At 45.0% G+C, this 16705-nt stretch carries 11 protein-coding genes; 3 read left to right on the forward strand and 8 right to left on the reverse strand.

Annotated features, from left to right (window positions below; translation table 11 throughout):
• Nucleotides 1-90 precede the first annotated feature (90 nt).
• Nucleotides 91-2025, forward strand: a complete 1935-nt coding sequence (locus tag ACLWBB_RS07595) for a response regulator (RefSeq protein ID WP_413291018.1) — start codon at nucleotides 91-93, stop codon at nucleotides 2023-2025.
• Between the two features lie 313 nt (nucleotides 2026-2338).
• On the opposite strand, the gene ACLWBB_RS07600 is transcribed toward ACLWBB_RS07595, so the two are convergent.
• From ACLWBB_RS07600 to ACLWBB_RS07610, 3 genes are read right to left on the reverse strand one after another with little or no spacing between them, the layout of a single operon-like run.
• Nucleotides 2339-4162 (reverse strand): hypothetical protein, encoded by a 1824-nt coding sequence (locus tag ACLWBB_RS07600; RefSeq protein ID WP_413291019.1) that lies wholly within the window; start codon nucleotides 4160-4162, stop codon nucleotides 2339-2341.
• A complete protein-coding gene (locus tag ACLWBB_RS07605) occupies nucleotides 4163-4762 on the reverse strand; it encodes an ATP-binding protein (RefSeq protein ID WP_413291020.1) in 600 nt (199 codons plus the stop codon). It lies immediately after the preceding gene.
• A 23-nt stretch (nucleotides 4763-4785) separates the two neighbouring features.
• Entirely contained in the window at nucleotides 4786-5943 is a 1158-nt protein-coding gene (locus ACLWBB_RS07610; protein ID WP_413291021.1) for a phospholipase D-like domain-containing protein, read from the reverse strand.
• A gap of 61 nt (nucleotides 5944-6004) precedes the next feature.
• Here ACLWBB_RS07610 and ACLWBB_RS07615 point away from each other — a divergent pair, with 61 nt between their 5' ends.
• The gene (locus ACLWBB_RS07615; protein ID WP_413291022.1) at nucleotides 6005-6709 is read left to right on the forward strand and encodes a hypothetical protein; all 705 of its coding nucleotides are present in this window, start codon (nucleotides 6005-6007) and stop codon (nucleotides 6707-6709) included.
• Nucleotides 6710-6718: 9 nt separating this feature from the next.
• On the opposite strand, the gene ACLWBB_RS07620 is transcribed toward ACLWBB_RS07615, so the two are convergent.
• Both ACLWBB_RS07620 and ACLWBB_RS07625 read right to left on the reverse strand, forming a co-directional pair.
• On the reverse strand, nucleotides 6719-7561 hold the full coding sequence (locus ACLWBB_RS07620) for an MBL fold metallo-hydrolase (protein ID WP_413291023.1): 843 nt from the start codon (nucleotides 7559-7561) through the stop codon (nucleotides 6719-6721).
• Complete coding sequence (locus ACLWBB_RS07625; RefSeq protein ID WP_413291024.1) at nucleotides 7561-8853, reverse strand: enoyl-acyl carrier protein reductase FabMG; 1293 nt, start codon at nucleotides 8851-8853, stop codon at nucleotides 7561-7563. The genes ACLWBB_RS07620 and ACLWBB_RS07625 overlap by 1 nt, the downstream gene beginning before the upstream one ends.
• A 111-nt stretch (nucleotides 8854-8964) precedes the next feature.
• On the opposite strand from ACLWBB_RS07625, the gene ACLWBB_RS07630 reads away from it, so the two are divergent.
• On the forward strand, nucleotides 8965-9702 hold the full coding sequence (locus ACLWBB_RS07630; RefSeq protein WP_413291025.1) for a helical backbone metal receptor: 738 nt from the start codon (nucleotides 8965-8967) through the stop codon (nucleotides 9700-9702).
• Here ACLWBB_RS07630 and ACLWBB_RS07635 read toward each other — a convergent pair.
• From ACLWBB_RS07635 to ACLWBB_RS07645, 3 genes are all read right to left on the reverse strand, one after another.
• Nucleotides 9699-12950: a hypothetical protein gene (locus tag ACLWBB_RS07635; protein ID WP_413291026.1), complete on the reverse strand. Its 3252-nt coding sequence runs from the start codon at nucleotides 12948-12950 to the stop codon at nucleotides 9699-9701. The genes ACLWBB_RS07630 and ACLWBB_RS07635 overlap by 4 nt on opposite strands.
• Nucleotides 12937-14052, reverse strand: a complete 1116-nt coding sequence (locus ACLWBB_RS07640) for a hypothetical protein (RefSeq protein WP_413291027.1) — start codon at nucleotides 14050-14052, stop codon at nucleotides 12937-12939. Before ACLWBB_RS07640 ends, ACLWBB_RS07635 begins: the two co-directional genes overlap by 14 nt.
• A 504-nt stretch (nucleotides 14053-14556) precedes the next feature.
• Nucleotides 14557-16587: a hypothetical protein gene (locus ACLWBB_RS07645; protein WP_413291028.1), complete on the reverse strand. Its 2031-nt coding sequence runs from the start codon at nucleotides 16585-16587 to the stop codon at nucleotides 14557-14559.
• Between the last annotated feature and the right edge of the window lie 118 nt (nucleotides 16588-16705).

Consider the following 16705-nt stretch of genomic DNA (forward strand, 5'->3'; position numbering starts at 1 on the left):
GGTCCTGTTTCTGTTTGAGAGTCGCTCTATAAGGTCTAGTTACATCATAAGTTCGTTTAATTTCACGTGTTTTCTTCCGAGAAGTCTTACGTGGAAGATTCAAAAATAAAAATCTTAGTCCTAGAAGATGACAGCACTTTGGGTGAAGCGCTTAAAGAAGCCTTCACGCGTGTTGGTCATCAAGTTTTTTTGGTTACAGAACCAGAAAAAGCGACTGAGGTTATCAATAAAGAGAAGATCGATATGCTCTTTATTGACTGTCTCTTGCCGCAAATCATGGGGATCGACTATGTCACTAAGATCCGCCAGGAAATGCCTTCTAAAACCCGCTTTAAAGTCGTTCTGATGAGCGGTATCTACACTGACAAAGACTTCATTCAAGATGCGACCAAGAAAACTCAGGCGGTTGGTTTCTTAAGAAAACCGTTTGATCTGAATGAGGCACTGAAGCTTGTCAAAGTCGATGAAAGCAATCGCAAAGAAGAAGCTTCTCCACGTAGAAGTTTGTACCAAATTTTCGGCCGTAACATGGTTTCTAACCGTGAAAAGAGAAAGCTAATTGAAGCTTTGGAAGAGGTCAGTGGCTTTGATTTGCCATTCGTCTACAGCCTTTTGGTTGAAACAAAAAGTTCAGGCCATTTAAACATTTACGGTGTCGATGGCAACGTATCTGGTGTGTCTTTATCTAATGGTGTGATCGTCGGCGTTGATATTGAAGATAAGACGACCTATTTAGGCGAGATGTTGATTCAAAGTGGATACGCGATTGTGGAGGACGTTCAGGAAGCTCTCAATGATAAGAGCCCACGTCGCCTAGGCCAGCGTATGATTCAAGGAAATAAACTGAGTCCTCACGCTTTTGATTTGATTCTAACAGAGCAAATGAATATCCGCTTGTCGCGCACGATCGTAGATCAAATGATCCGCATCAACTTTGCATCAGTAGAAGTAGAGATGATCGAGCCTAGCATTGACTCAGACTCTTTGTCTTACTTCTTGCACGATTGGATCGCTTCAAAACTGAGTGCTAATTGGTTGAAGTCCATGCATATGATGTGGGCGAGTTATCGTATTACTCGCAGCTCAACATATCGTGAAGATCATCCAGCATTGAAAATGTCTTTGATTCAAAGTCTTGAAGGATTTACGGATCACTTGGATCGTGGCGTAACCTTGATGGACCTTTTAGGCCAACCAGGTTATCACGAAGCAGCTGTTCATAAGGCGATTCATTTCCTGTTAACGAAAGGTCTTATTGCTTTCTCGAAATCTCAAGTTGTGGTCAGCCCACAAGAGCAATTGAAAACTCTTCGTAAGATCTTCACTGAAATCCAAGGTAAGAATCACTTCCAAGTCGTGGAATATTTCGGTTTGGGGCAAGAGACCGTTGCTAGCGTCAGCGGCATGGTTGAAGAATTCTTACCAGTCTTGGGTGCACAACCGAAAGACCCTAAGAGCGAAGCTTATAAGCTTTGGACTCAGATTCGTCAGCGCGTGACAGAAGCTTGTACATCTTATTTGGATGCAGGCCAACGTCAGCAGTACAAACAAAACAACATGAAATCTGAAGCCGAGAATAAACTTCGCGCGACATCTTTATTGGAAGAAGCGAAGAAGGCTTTGGAACTAAATCAGTATTCGAAGGCAATGAACTTCATGAATCAAGTCGTAGAGTTGAATCCTGCCATTGCACAGGTTCACTTGTACAATGCATGGGCGAAGGTTGGAACTTTGGATCCTGCTAAGAAGATTCAACAATTGAAAGATATTGAATTTGAATTGATGCAAGTCCCACCAGATGAACGCTACGATGCGATTTTCCCATTCGTGACGGGCCTTGTGCAAAAAGCAAAGGGCGACATCAGTGGAGCTCGTAAGTCGTTTGAGAAATGTTTGGCATTAAGTTCTTCAATGATCGTGGCTCGTCGTGAGCTAAACTTGTTGGCTTCTGGTTCTAACAAGCAAGACGACATCCTTAACATGGACCTTAAAAAAATGGTCTCTGGGTTCTTCAAGAAAAAATAGAGTTTTGGTTTCGGCTCAAGGATTTGGCTTGGGCTTCGAGGGGTTTCGGAGTCTTCCCGTCGGGGGTCGGCCTTCCGGGCCTTCGCAAGCGCCACGCCTTCGGCGTGGTTCGCGCCATCCAGGCGCCGCTTGAAGCCCCCTCTGGAAAGACTCCGAAACCCCTCAAATCCCAATCCAAATTTGCTCCGTATCTTCGTGTTTCCTTTGCACTGGGGCACGCAGATAGTTTTTAAATAGTAGTGCGGCTGCATTCTTTCTTAGAGCAGAAGATTTGTATGGAGTCGTTGACGAGTTTTTTTGGCGCGGTCGTGAACTAGAAGCGGTAGTTGGCGCCGCCGGTTAGTTGGAATTGCATTTTGGATTCGCCTGGATCGAAGCTGTATTGGTTTAGGCCTGCTCCGTAGCTCCAGCTGAAGCGCTTGTCTACGTGTTTGTAGGCTAGGGCTGTTAGTTGAATTGCGTTTTTCAATTTTACGTCGCCGCCGCCACCTAGTAAATAATTGAACTTGATGTCGTACCAGTCGAAATACTTTTTCATTTTTTTCGTTGCTGGTTTGTCGCTATAGAAATAGCCCACGCCAAATGATGTTACGCTGACTCCTGTTGCCTGAATCATTTCTACTGGCAATAAGAGACCCCATGTTTTGTCTTGGAAGTGGAAGCCTGCTTTAGATCTCCAGATCAATTCCAAGTGCGTGATGTTCATGTTGGGTTCGCCGGATTTTTTTAGTAACAGCAAAGATTCACGCGCATGCAAACCGAAATGCAAACGCGACCAATCTGCAGAACTTCCTACGAAGTTCTCAATCCACCACGTTCCATGCAAATCGCCGTAAATCTGTCCTGCGGGTGTCCAGTAGGATGCAAGGGCTCCCGCTTCGAACGGGAAGTCACGGTAGATGTCGTAGCCCGCGATATAGGAATTTTGTTCGTGATTGACACGCAGATAATGGCGGGAAGTTTCTCCGGCTGGGATCTTTTCAATACGCCAGCGGAAACGGTTGCCCTCTAGCTTTTCAACTCGGCCAGTCTCGTCACCCTCGCTAACAGTCGTTCCCGCAGCGATAGTTCCTTTAAGCTCTACATCGGGTTTGTAAAGGCGATCGAAAGAGTTTTTATCCAAAGATGGGCGCGCAGTATCAGCAGGCGTATTGCCTTTAATGTAAAATTCCTGGCGCATCGGAATGTCGCCTTCACCCTTCAAGTAAAGAATAGGGCGTTGCACGTCTAAGTTAAACTTCCACTCATCATCAGAAATACGAGTGACTTTTTCTTCGTTCACGGGCTCGGCACCAGAGGCCGTCAGGATGATTTCCTTTTTGTCTTCGCTAAGAACCACGTCCTTGAAATCGACCGGTTTCATGCGGGTTTCAACCTCGAGAACGGCCCCGGACTGGGTCATTGCACGGAAGCCGATGTTTTCATTTTCGTTGTTTAAGAAAATGATTCCCTGATGTCCTACATTTTTTCCGTTGATCTCTACAAACGGTGGTCTTTTTCCCTGGCCACGCGCTTTGATTGTCAAACGATTGTTCTGAGAAGTCAGGTAAGTCTCTTTAGAGCAAAGATAAATCTTCGTATCCAGATTCGTGCGGGAAATACAGAAGTTCATAAAAGGGAAATATTTCATGTCTTCAATCAAAACCGGATTAATCTGATCTACGACAAGTTCTGCAAGTTGAGTACGGACAGTTTTGTCTTGTCCCTCTTTAGGTTCGGCATTGACCAAGCGAATCTGTCTGCGGCTGACGTTTGTGGTCCAAACGGCTTTGCCGGTATTGTCTTTGATCAAAATCGAACCCTCTTTCAAAAGACCTGATGGCCAAATGAAGCGAGCACGGTATTTTCCTGGAAACTGAGTTGAGGGAGCGATTTGGAAGCCAAAGGTCGTCGAATCGATGACGATATCGCCGATTTTGATATTGTCTTCATCTATCAGATTGTATTCAAAACGTTGTGGCAAAACTTGGATGTTGTTTTTGTCTGCCTGAAAGAAAAGGGGAATGGCTTGATCGGCCTTTTTTGCGGCTTGCGCCTGCGCCAGAAAAGGAGTGCCGAAAACGATTAGTGAAAACAGAAATCGAAAGCCAGTCATATTGTTTTTATTGTGAACACTGAGCTCACAACTTGCAAACATTTACTCGAAAGTTTTGCGAATTGTTTGCAAGTCGTCACCATTGAGAATGGCCTGAATGACCCCATAGGCTGCAGCCATCTTCGACAAAAAGTCTTTTCTCTGGTTAATACGAATGCGTTGTGGATGTTGTCCCCAGGCATCAAGAATGCGCTGATTCAGCATCTCGGCTTCGGAATAAGACTCGGTACGAATAGGATTTGTCGTATCGTAATTACCGTTCCCTGCAGTATCCAAGTGAACTACCCAGTCGTAGCGAGAATACTCTTTTTCTGGAGTGGAATTGATGAGCTTGAAAAAGTTCTGAGGATCTTCAGGCCAATATGCCAATGCGTCCATCGAGCCGCGGTCACACACTAAAAGCTGCGGTTGGTGTTCGAAATAAATCAGATCTTCGAGTTCTTTTTGTGTGTAGTAGATGGCTTTTTGCGCATGAATTAAGCCGTGACGAGATTTGATACGAGGAAAGCCGCCGCGATAAAGAATACTTGCAGATTCAGGAACAACAGAAACCACTTTACCGAGTTCCTTTTGGAGAGCTTCAATAAGAGTCGTTTTGCCGCCGGAAGGTCCGCCAGTTACAGTGATTTTAATTGTTTTCATAAATTCCTCATTCCCGAGGAATTCTAAAACCAATATCTCAACTTGAAAAGAGTTTTAGAGATCAAAAGCCACCAAAAAGAACGTCGTTTGTTCTTCTCAGGATCTAGCGGTAACGAAGATGCGAGGTCTTTCTCGAATTGTTGAGTGATGTTGCCTAAGCTTTGTGCATCCATGAAGACGGCCTCAACTTCTAGGTCATGAAGCAGGCTACGATGATTTAAGTTAGAAGAGCCGAGGCTGGCCCATTGATCGATCACCATGTATTTAGCATGGAAGACGCGGGGCTGGTATTCGTAAATTTTTGCACCCTGTTCTTGAAGTATATAAGGTAAATGATAAGCCGCCCATTTTACAAAGGGAACATCCGTCGGGCCCGGAATCAGAATTCGAACATCGACACCTTTTTTTGCAGCCTTCGCTAAAGCGCGAGCGATGGCTCTTTTCGGAAGGAAATAAGCGGTTGCAATGTAGACACGCTCTTTGGCATTTAAAATGCGGCGGCAAAGATCTTTATACAAGTGACGACGAATACGGTTGTTGGGGTTGAGACGAACTAAATCGTGCCACTTTAAAACGGTCGCAATTTTTTCGCGCACATAGTTGGCATCTCGAGGTAACAGAGCTCGTCTTCGAGCAAAAGCCCACGCCAGGTCATACGCTGCCATCAAGCTTTCAAGCGCGGGACCTTGAACTTTAACAGCGGAATCTCGCCAAGCTTTGTCGCCCATCACTTTCTCAAAATGCAGCTTCGTCATGTTGAAACTGCCAAGAAGAGCAAATTCCCCATCGACGATGACAGTTTTTCGATGATTGCGGCGATTGGCTCTTTCGAAAACACTGGGCGCTTTAGAAAAAATGGCTTCTGGCAAACGCGCCAACCAGTGCAGAAATCCTGGGATCGGATGATAAACTCGAAAGTGAATGCCTTCTTGGCGACATCGTTTTGCTAAGGACTCTGTCCAGAGTAGTGAACCCACGCCATCAACGAGCAATTGAACTTTACAACCTCTTAAAACAGCTAGCTGAAGCTCGACAAGGAGGATCTCAGTGACGCCGTCCATTTCGAAAATGTAGAACTCCACCGTGATGCTTTTTTTTGCCCGGCGGATACTGGAGATAAGTTCTGCGAAAAACTCATCGCCGTTATGAAAAAGTTGTACGTGTTCCCAAGTTTTATTCATGCTGCAATGTTCAATGATATTTTGGTCGACATCACTAAAAAGTCGAGTTCATAATATTTTTATGGAAAATATCGCTATGCGTTTTACGCTGTTCTCTCTTCTGCTTCTTGCAGTTTTTGTGGCTCCTCAAACGGGTTTGGCAGACGAGGCGAAGACAGTTGTGGGTTACGTTTCGACTGAAAATCAAGAGGCCTTTGAGAAAACCATCAAGCCTCTTTTTGAAGAATTTAAAGGCAAATGCAAAAACTGCGAGATCGTTAATAAGACTCCTTATGACGATAAGGGTAATTACTCAGAAAAAGATCTCGTTGAGAAACTGAAAGCACCAGATGCGGATGTTTCTTTCTATCTTTTTTCTTGGAACAAAAAAGCAGGCGAGCCTTACAAGGACTTAGTGGCTTTGCTCGAAGAAAAAGTAGCATCTGGCAAGCTCGTCATCGCGCCGACAGGAAAGGCAGCGAACGGAGAAGCTGGATTGCCACTGAGTCGTTCTGTCATGGGACAGGCGAAAGATGTGATTATCATCGGTGAAGCCCTCGAAAGAGAGCGTCTTTTACCACAAAGCTATTTTGGTCCCGAAATGTTATCGGCGATTCGCCCTCCGAAAGAATATATCGGACAGGGATATAGTCCTTTGTATTTTGGTGCAAGACTTGCGGCGGTTTGGAATAAACGCAAACCCGCAGAGTGGCTCGAGCACTTCAAAACGAAAAAGCTAAAAAGCCGAAAAATTTGGCTGGATGCTGACGATTTGTTAGGTCGATAGTTCGGCGTTTTAGCGCCCTGGAAAGAGTTCCACACGATCACGGTGTTTTGCAGGGATTTGCTTTCGTAACAATCGTTGTGCTTCATCCCAGCTATAGCGGCTAGACGAGTGAATCAGCACAATGCGCTCACTTTCAATTTCATCCAACCGAGGCAAGATCTCTTCAAGATGTGTATGCCCCCATGTACGAGCATGCTCGACGGATTTTTTATCATCTAGATAGGTTGATTCCATCAAGAGTACTTTGGATTTTCGAATCCATGGGCGGCTGTCTAAGAACTCAATCTGTGTATCTCCGGTAAAGCTTACTAGCGGAGTTTGTGAGACCTCATTGACATCTTCTCCGTTTTTTCTGAGTTGAATCAGCTCTTCTTTAGAAAGCCCCTGATATTTTGTAGAAAGTTTTTTGTGATTTTCAAACAGGGTATAGCCAAAGGATTCAATTCTGTGGGTGGTAGGGAACACCTTCATAAAGTAATTCCCTTTGATCGGGATTTCTTCGTCGGCTTTCACGGGAATGAATTCGTATTTGTACTCGTGTTTTTCGATCTCTTCCCAGATTCTCATGATGCGATCCATGGGCTCTACGAGGCTTGGTGGCATGTAAAACTTTGGGGCTTCTTGGCGGGCCATCGCTTTCTGGGAAATGATATACGGAATGCCAGCGGCATGATCTAGATGGCCGTGGCTGATGAAAAAGTTTTTAAGATTTAAAAGAAACGGGTAACCCTGGGCGACGTCAAAGGTGAGGGACAAGTCCGGCATGCTGATAGCTGTACGGATTCCTGAAAGGGAGATTCCTTTTAGGTTTATGCCGTCATAGCTATATTCAGCTCCGTTTGTCAGTCCCATCAGTGAATACAGCGTGCCACAATGTCATGTCCGATCCAAGCCACCGGGTTTTGCGGTTTCCAGGAGCCGTGTAACATAACATATCCGCAAGATTTAAAGACAACTTCGCTAAGCTCGAAAGTGATCAACTTCTTTTCGTCTTTATGAAGGGCAATCAAATCCTCGGAGCATTTCAACATGGTCTCAAGCTGTGTTTTGCTGCTGTGTTGTGGCCACTTTTCAAAAACACAATGAGCCTTGATCTCGGAGTCCGTGAAGTAAGTGTCTGTGAGCTTTAAGATGTCGGCTAAGCTGTGACCGTCTTTTAAGAGGTCTTTACAGTCTTGAACGATCTTCTGGCCTGCAGGCGTGTTTCCGCACTCTTTTTCAACAGCTCTCACGAGAGGGTAAAGTGATACTTCAACTCCTTGGAAGATCGAGCTTGAGTTTGTCAGAATCTCGGGACAGTTGTAGACGCAGACAGAAATGCCTTTTTTGTGGGCTTCTATTGCGATTTTTTCTAGGTTCAGTTTCGCCCAACCTTGAATATATGGCGTATAAGTTTGCCATTTGTACTGGTCATTGATCAAAATTTCAGTGCCATGATAGCCGTAAGCTGTATAGGCAACATGACCCCCTTGAGCTTCAAGTTTTGCTCGAAGTGGTGCTGATAGGTCTAATAAATGACGAAGAGTTTCGGCTGTGACTTCGTTAAAGCTTAAAGAGCAGAGTTTGCCGATATCTGAGTTCCAAAGTTGCTCGGACGCCAAATAGCGATCACCGCTGCCTTTGCAAGTGCGGTTCATCAAAGGCATGACGATTTTCGTGCGAGGAACGCCGCCGGCCATAAGATGCGCAAATAGAACGTTGGCCCCTTTCGGGATGTATTGCTCAAGCTCTTTTAAAAACTTTTCGGTGTTCTGGCGGAAGCGAGTGATGCCTTTTTGACGGCTCTCTTCGAAAGATTTGAAGTCGAGCTTTGCGCTTTCCCAGTCTGACAGTTTGACGTCTTTAAGTTGGTCGATCGGGGTGTGTCCTTGAGAGTCCGGCTCTAAATCAAAGCCTGCTTCAAGTGGAACATTGATGAATGGTTTTGGAATATTTTGTGACTCTTCAGTATTAAGCGGACGCAAAACCCCGGCATCGCGGCGACCTACTGTTGCGCGGACAATCGTCATTCCACGGGCCTCAGCCTCTTCCACTAAACCGTTGGCATAACCTCTCTGAAATAGTTCACCAAAAAGGACAAGGACGTCTCCTTTTTTGTAAGGACTCAGTTCAGGTTTTTTCTTCAAAAATGCCGCCGAATTCATGGGCTATCTCCCTCTGAAAATAAACATTATTTTTCTCTTAATGGTGACAGAAGGGTCAAGTGACAATACAGCAATCTTGACTCGCCAAGCAATAATTGGTCCTATCAAGAGATGCGAATTGTCTCGATGGTACCTTCTTGGACTGAAACTTTATTACGCGCAGGAATTCCTGTGGTTGGAAGAACACGTTTTTGTATTCACCCCGCAGAACTTGTTAAGAATATTCCAATTGTCGGTGGGACCAAAGAGGTTCAGTGGGACATCGTGCAAGATTTAAAGCCCGATTTGGTGCTGCTGGATAAAGAGGAAAATCCTTTAGAGATGGCTGAGGAGTGTCCGTGCCCGTATTTAGCAACGGATGTTCATTCTTTGGCGACCTTGCAGTTTGAACTGCAAAGACTCGGTACAGAGTTTAAAAACCAGCAGCTAATAACCTGGTCACTGCAATTGCAGGCCATTATTGATCGTGGGCCTTTGCATTGGAGTGAAGAAAATATTCCGGGACTAATTGAATGGGTGATTTCGCCAATGCGTCCTGGGCCGCGACCCGTTTTATATGTCATTTGGAAAAAACCTTGGATGGCCATCAGTCGTGAAACCTATATTGGGTCCGTACTGAAACAGCTGGGTGCCGACGTCATTCATTTTCCTGAAGAAAAATATCCAGTTATTGAAATTGAAGATTTCCGCGAGTCCTTGATTTTATTCTCTTCAGAGCCTTATCCATTTCACAAAAAGATTGAAGACCTTCGCAAAGAAGGTCTTGCAGGAGCTATCGTGGATGGAGAGTCTTATTCGTGGTTCGGGATCCGCAGTCTAGAGTTTCTGCGAAAGTGTTACGGTCACTAAGGACGGGTGTCATTGTAGGAGCCCGGAATATTGGCAGAGCCGCTATTAAAGAGCACATCTAAACCGTTCACGACATTTTTCTGATCATTGTGGTCGCGATCCGAAGCCGTTGGCGTTTTGATGACGCCTTTCATGAAGTACATCAAACGATCAAATTCTTTTTCTCCACGAAGTGCGATAAAGAAATTACGGTTCACTTCATTGCCAAAGTCTTGCATATTCGTGCTGGATGTTTCCTGAGCTAGCAAATAGTAACTTTCATTGCGCATGATCGTCTTGGTATTGTCTTCGCCCGTGCAAACCATCAAACCACGAGTCGCGACGTCTACTTTTTTATCGTCCGTATAAGCAGGGTTAATAGCACCCTCATAAAGCCCTTTCTTCATAAAGAGGGCTGGGTTGATTTTCACTATAGAGCATTCTTGATAGCGATTGAATTGTAGTTGATAAATATTCTGTTGCATCACCGGAGAGATGTTGGTTGTGACCGAAGTGCTATTTGCCGTAGAAACCGCCGTGGCCTCTGACTGAGCAATCGAATAACTTGCAGTGACGCCGATCGAGAAGATCTCGGCAAACTTGTATGAAAGCCCTGAGTTGAAGCCTAAGGACTTCGTTACATACGACGAGTTTGTGAATGATTTCGACAAAGAAATGTTATTACCTACCGAGATACCCGCATTGTATCCCTTTAGATGTTTGAACCCACCAATGTCTTTTACGAAAAGGCGTTTTTCAACAGTGAACAGCTTTTCTGGGTTTTTCGCGCGAATGCCGCAGTTGATAAGTGCACGTTGGCCAGTCACGTTCCAATCCCAAAGGTCTTTATTGATATAACTTCTAAACCAATAAGCACACAGGCCGCGAGTCAAAGTTGTGTTCAGTTTTCCGGTCGTTGCGAAGGCGTGAAGTTCTTTCGTGATTTGAGCGTCTGTTAGTTTCGTAGGTGCTTGTAGTAAAATAGCGCGTAAATCCGGAGCCTGTGGAACTCTATTGGCGCGAACAACTTGCAAAGAATTTTTCTTCGCAAAAAGATCCATGTCTGATTGAGCTTTAAGCACCTCTGTTTGTTCTTTACGGGCTTGCTCGCCGAATTTGATATATTCGCGAACCACCGATTTGTTGACTTCAACGACTGGCAATTTCTCTGCCGTCAAAAATTCGTTGGCTTCTTTCAGAGTGATCGGTGCCAAGTCTGCAGAGTCGCGGTCTGAATTCAGAATCATCGCGGCGCTGAAAGTACGGTTGTAAAGGCCCGTAGATGAATCTATGACCTCGTCTAAAGATGCGACTTTGTTTTTAGGGGTCACTTCGCCGTTTTTATCGACGATCACTTTGCTTTCTTGAACAGGGTCTAGTTCAACAAGCAAGGTGTTGCGGTTTCCAAGAGCCTTTAAGTCAGAGGTTTTAAATTCGATGTCGGCTTTGATGTCGCCATCTAATGTAGATACCAGCTTTTCGGTAGAAGCAATGTAGGTTTTTTGGCTGTAATAGTCGCGATTTTTAATCAACGCCATTTTTAGCAAGTAAACACCCGGACGGATTTTTTGAGCGCCTTCCATGCGGCCAGTCGCCATATCACTGAAAACAGAAACAACCGCATCCAATTTGAAGCGCAGTTTTTTCTTTACACTCAGATTCAGGTACTTGTCGATGTCATAGCTATAAGACAAAGTCGAGTAGTTGAAACTTCTCAATGACAATGTCGACGGCAGTACATTTTCTTTTTTGCAGTCGGTGATGACATGCTCTTCGCTGTAAGGGAAGCGAAGGTCACGGCCTTTTGCGCCGATGTCCCATGGATTTATGGCCACACGGATGCTTTCTTTGATGGCAAGATCTTTATTCTCGATATCGATGTTTCCAATCAAAGACTTATGGCATTCGTAATATTTAAATTTGATGATTTCATCCCAGTTAACGCAACCCATGTTGTCGGCATTAAGTTTCGAAATTTCTTTACCAGCTTGTCCTTGTTGACGGAAACCTTGAACCTTAAAGCTATAGCCACGGGTGATTTTCTCATCGAGACCGTTTTTGAAGCAGGCTTTGACGTTATAGATGATTTCGCGTTCAGAAGTATTTTCTTTAGCAACACGCAAGAATGAAATTTCAAGCGGACTTACTTCGATACGGGCTTTGACATAGCCCTCTTTAGTGTCGGAGTTTTCAGCCTGTTTGTCTTCCAGTTTTGAATTAATGAAGTCTGCCAGTTTAAAACCAGGTTTTTGAGTCACGACTTTCATAAGTCTTAAGAAGCTCGCACCTTTTAACTGATCGTGTTCGCCAATCATATAGGCGCCTTGGAAGTTTCCGATGTTTTCATTGGCGCTTTCTGCTGTGATATCAAGACCCAGTACTAGCTGGCCAAAAGCAGGCTTGGTCGTGAGCTTAAGAGGGGATTTAATAAAGAGGTTGCCGTTACGAACATCCGAAAGCTCGACAGAGGATTCCGCAAGAACGCGGTTTTTTTCGACACCGTTTTCAACAATAGAATGGATGAGGTAAACTTTTGTTTTGAAACGGCCTTGGCTGATCGGACGAAGCACTGTTTCGCCGTTCATAGCCTGAATTTGTAATTGTGGGGCCGCCATCAATTCCATATTCAGGATCACGCCATCTTTTGTGAATTGCTCTTGCGTGCTTTGAACGCGCATTTCATTCACCCAAAGTTTGCTTTTTATTTCTTGAGCGTCTTCTTTTTTATCTTCTCCGGAAAGGGCCGCCTTCACATCCTCGTCGCCAGTTGCTAGGCGGGTGGGTGTGGTGTTTGATAGGTTCACGACCGCTTGGGACTTGTCCGTATCATTCCAAGGATTGATTGCAAATTGAGCTACGCGAGAACCTTTGTGAAGTCCCGTCGCTGTGATTTTTCTTTTCCACTCAATATAAGTTGGTGTTGCGAAGTAATTAAACGGAACTTCTTCCATCCAGTTTAAGCAACCTTTTTCATCGGTCTTAAGTTCCTTGTTGATCTCTTCGATGCGGAACGGATGACCAATCAAAGGTTTTGATTGAGCTTGATCTTTTAAGCATGCCGAGAAGTTGAAGGTTTTGCTTTTCGGAATCGCATAGTCCTTGTTTAAATTTGAAGCGACAGCATCACCCTTGATTTCCGTTACAAAGAAAGTGGCGGCCGCTGTTTCATCAGATCCTTCACGCGCCTGCGGTGTTGGAATATTACACGCCGTCAGTCCCGAAAGACTTAATACCAAGAATGTCCAGAATAAGAGCTTAGATGTTGGCATAGAAGGTCTCCAGGAAGATCATCAGACTTTTCTCGCGACTTTGAACGGGGCTTAAATAAATCACTTCAGCTTCGCTGTAAGAAGCACCTACGCGAAAGCCGTTTCTTTTGAAGTTAAGGGCAGATTCAACATTGAAACCAGCGCGATTAGCATGGAAAAACTTGGCAGGGCTAAAATACGCGACAACAGCATCTGGTTCGATGCGGAAGCTTGTGACCTCAAGCTCCAGACTTTTTCTGCCAACAAAGAAGAACTCGGACCCAGCCGTCGCAGAGTAAGCGCGATTGAGTGTCGTTGGTGCTTTTTCGTTTTGTAAATAGTTGGCTCTTCCAGTGAAATCCCAGCCACGCATCACCGGGAAGCGTAAAGAACTTAGAGCTTCCAAACCTTGGTAGTTGTGAACAAAACGGGATTCGTTTTCGCTGATAGAGTTTACGGTATTACCATGAAGAGAACTCTCGTAGGCAACAGCACTTGGCAAGTTGTCATAGGCAAAGGCACCAATGCGGTTTTTCCAGAAGTATCGAGGAGTTTCATAGTTCAAAGACAACGAAGCGCTTAACAAGCGCGGCACCGATTCAACACCCGTGGTGTTGGTGCTCATAGACACTGAAGTCGGAGTCGCTTGCTCAATATCGATCAGAGTTTGAAAGTTACCAACTTCGAGAAGTTTTAAATTTGCACGCACCGCTGGGAAAGCACGTTCGCTAATCAAAAGCTCGGTGTGAATGGTGCCCTGATTAAGGGCGCCGCCTGAAAGTAGAAGGGGATTGATCAAACGCCAGTGAGCACCAGCTTCTTTAAGAACAAATCCGCTTTCATTTTTGCGCTCGCCATCGATGGATTGAAAGCTGCCGCTTTCAAGCTTTACCAACGCATCGAGGTTCAGGAACAACGAAGGATGAGCCAAGTATTTCGTTTTTGTTTCAAGCAGAAAGGCTGTGAATTGGCTGGTGGATTGGGCGTCTTGCATGTTGGCGCCGCCAAGACCGGCACGCCAAGTGGACTGGATTTCTGCAGCTAAAGACAACGACGCGCCTAAGAGGTGGATAACCCCTAAAATCAATATAAACAGCGCTGGTGTGAGCTTCAGCTTTTTCATTGAACACCCTTCTGAAGCTTAAGATGTTCAAAGTTCGTGCTACGTTTTGTAAGGCTAACTAGCTGATCCCACTTAGTCTTCCTGTTCGGGACACAGTCACTGTGACGTTTTAGGCTGGCACCTGCTGCATTAGGAGGCTGTCTCAGAATGAGACGGAGGCGAAATCCTATCGTCTCCGGACGGGGATTTGCCAAGGAAGTATGCTTAAAAATTTTTGATCTCTTCCCCTAAGGGGGACGGCCTTCCGGGCCTCACGCAAGCGCCACGCCTTTGGCGTGGTTCGCGCCGTCCGGGCGCCGCTTGAGCCCCCTTACGGAAAGAGCCCAAAAATTTTTAAGCTTACTTCCTTGGCAAATTGTCTCGAATGCGTAGGTCTTCGGTTTTTTACTGGTCCGCCGTACTTTAGCGAAGGTGGAAGACACCTTTTGGAAAGAGCGCGCGAAGTTTTTAGTTCTACTTCGCGCTGGTGAATTGTCTTTGGATTTTTGGATCTTCTTTTTTTGCTTAGAAGTTGATGCCTAAACCTAGGGTGCCGTAGAAGGTGTTTAGGGTGGCGCCTTGTTCGGTTTCTTTTTGTAAGAAATAGTATTTTTTTGCGCCGAAGCCTGCTTCGCCGTAGAAGCGGGGGGTCCATAGTATTTTTCCGTGGAAGTTTATGGAGTAGTCGTCGCCGAGTGTGTATTTGGAGTCCATGGCTGTGCTGTATTTTACTATGTCTAGGTCTACCCATTTTGGATAGCGGAAAATTGGGACTAGGTTGAAGATGTCGTCGAAGAATTTTGGCATTGAGCGGGCCCAGAAAATTCCGTAGCCTAATTTTGGAACTTTGTAGTCGCTGTAGTTTAGATTTTCATACGAGAGCACCGCGCCCCAGCTTTCGTCACGCTCCCACAAACCTGGAGAAAAGCGATATTTCAAATCTACGATCGTAGAATTGATTTTTACTTTCTGAGAGGTGCCATCTTCTTTGTCAGCTTCGATGTCTGAAAGAAGATTCATATACTTGGCACTTACGCCCCAACGCTGTCTTGAGAGGTAATACTGATCCCAACCAGCGATGCTATTAAACCAATATCCTACATGGAATTCGGTCATCACTGCGGTGCTAGAACCCGAAGTCAGTCCCGTTAAGCGTAAGCTCGCTTCGCCCGCATAGCCACGATAGATATCTAAGTATGCTTTGTGTTCACGTTTGTCGTCTTTCACCATCAAGTAGCTGCGATTCCACTTGGCCTTTTCAGGATTCACGGTCTCCCACTTCTCAGGCTCTGTCTTTCCGTCTTGCAGGTACTTTAGACTGTCATTTTGCGAGTAGGTGGCACTCAGATTTTTTTCGCTGACATAAGGGCGCAGCTTGTTTTGTGGTAGGTATTCTACCGCGATGTCGTATTGGAAAAAGGCTCCGGCTTTACCAGGTAAAAAGACCTTATTCTGTGAAACTTTGTATTCGGCTTTCCAAAGTTTGTTCGTGGGATCTAGTGGATCTTTGTTGGAAAGTACTTCGGATTTTAAAAACACCGGAGCAGGGTTTTCTGCGACCAGTTGGCTGAGATCTGGATTTTTATCGTCCGTTAGAGCCATATCGTAGATTTTTAAAACCGGAGCAACTGTAGTAAATTCGATAGAGGCGCCGGATTTCAGCTGAGCGAAAAACTTGTTTGGTTTTTCATTGTCGGCCGTGATTTTGCCAGCAAGCGGCTGTGTAGCATCTTGGAATTTTACTTGGGCAATGCCAGGGTCTTTCTCGTTAATTTTCTTCTTTTTAGATTTCTTTTTGCCTTGAGTAGGTTCTTCGTTGTCAGCAACTTGTTGAATCTGCATTTCGATCTGTGTACCAACTGTTTTCATTGCATAGAAGGGTGTGCAGATGCGCGCCGTAGACTCACCTTCGGTGTTTTTTAAGCAGAATTTGTAGTTTTCATCAATCTTAAGGTCAGGACCTGGTTCGCTCTTAGATCTGAAGAAAGCATAAGTCTTTTTCAAAAGAGAGTTGTTCTCGATGTCCTCTTCTTTTTTGCCTTGCTTGCGAAGCTGATCTTTTACTTGCAAGATCTTTTCGTGCCAGCCATCAAGTTCTGCTTGCTGCAAGTTTTTGCTCCAGATCGTATTGCCTTTAGAGTCCGTAACTTCTAAAAGACCAAACGGAATGATTTCTCTTGGCCAATCGAAAAAGAGCACCATGTCCTCTTGATTGTAGAACGCCATCTTAGAGCCCTCGGCATCCAATTTTTGACGAGAGGTCAGGTTGATAGAGAAGAAGTCTTCTTTAAGAAGTAAAGGACCCCATTGAAGACTTTTTCCGTAGCTTGATTGCAGGTCATAGACAATGCTTGGGCCCGAGACCTTGACACCGTTGTTGACGACATCAAACCAGAGAGGTTTTTTGTAGATGGTCTCACTCTGAGATGCGGGACTTGGTGATGGCGATGGTGCTATCGCCGCGGCCGGAGTTGTCGCTGGTGTTTGCGCGAATGCGAGCTTCGTTACGAGTAAAGAGAATACGATCAGGTGTTTCGTAAAAGTGAAGTGGCTCATATCTAAGTTATCGGAGTGTCTAGAATCTTCTGAAGCCATTCCGAGAAAAGTTCTGAATATGAAGGCATATATATAAAAATATGTTTGTCCGCAGAGTGAAAAACAGTCCTATTTAGGT

The sequence above is a fragment of the Bdellovibrio sp. HCB337 genome, assembly GCF_047302465.1.
Classification (GTDB): Bacteria; Bdellovibrionota; Bdellovibrionia; order Bdellovibrionales; family Bdellovibrionaceae; genus JACMRP01.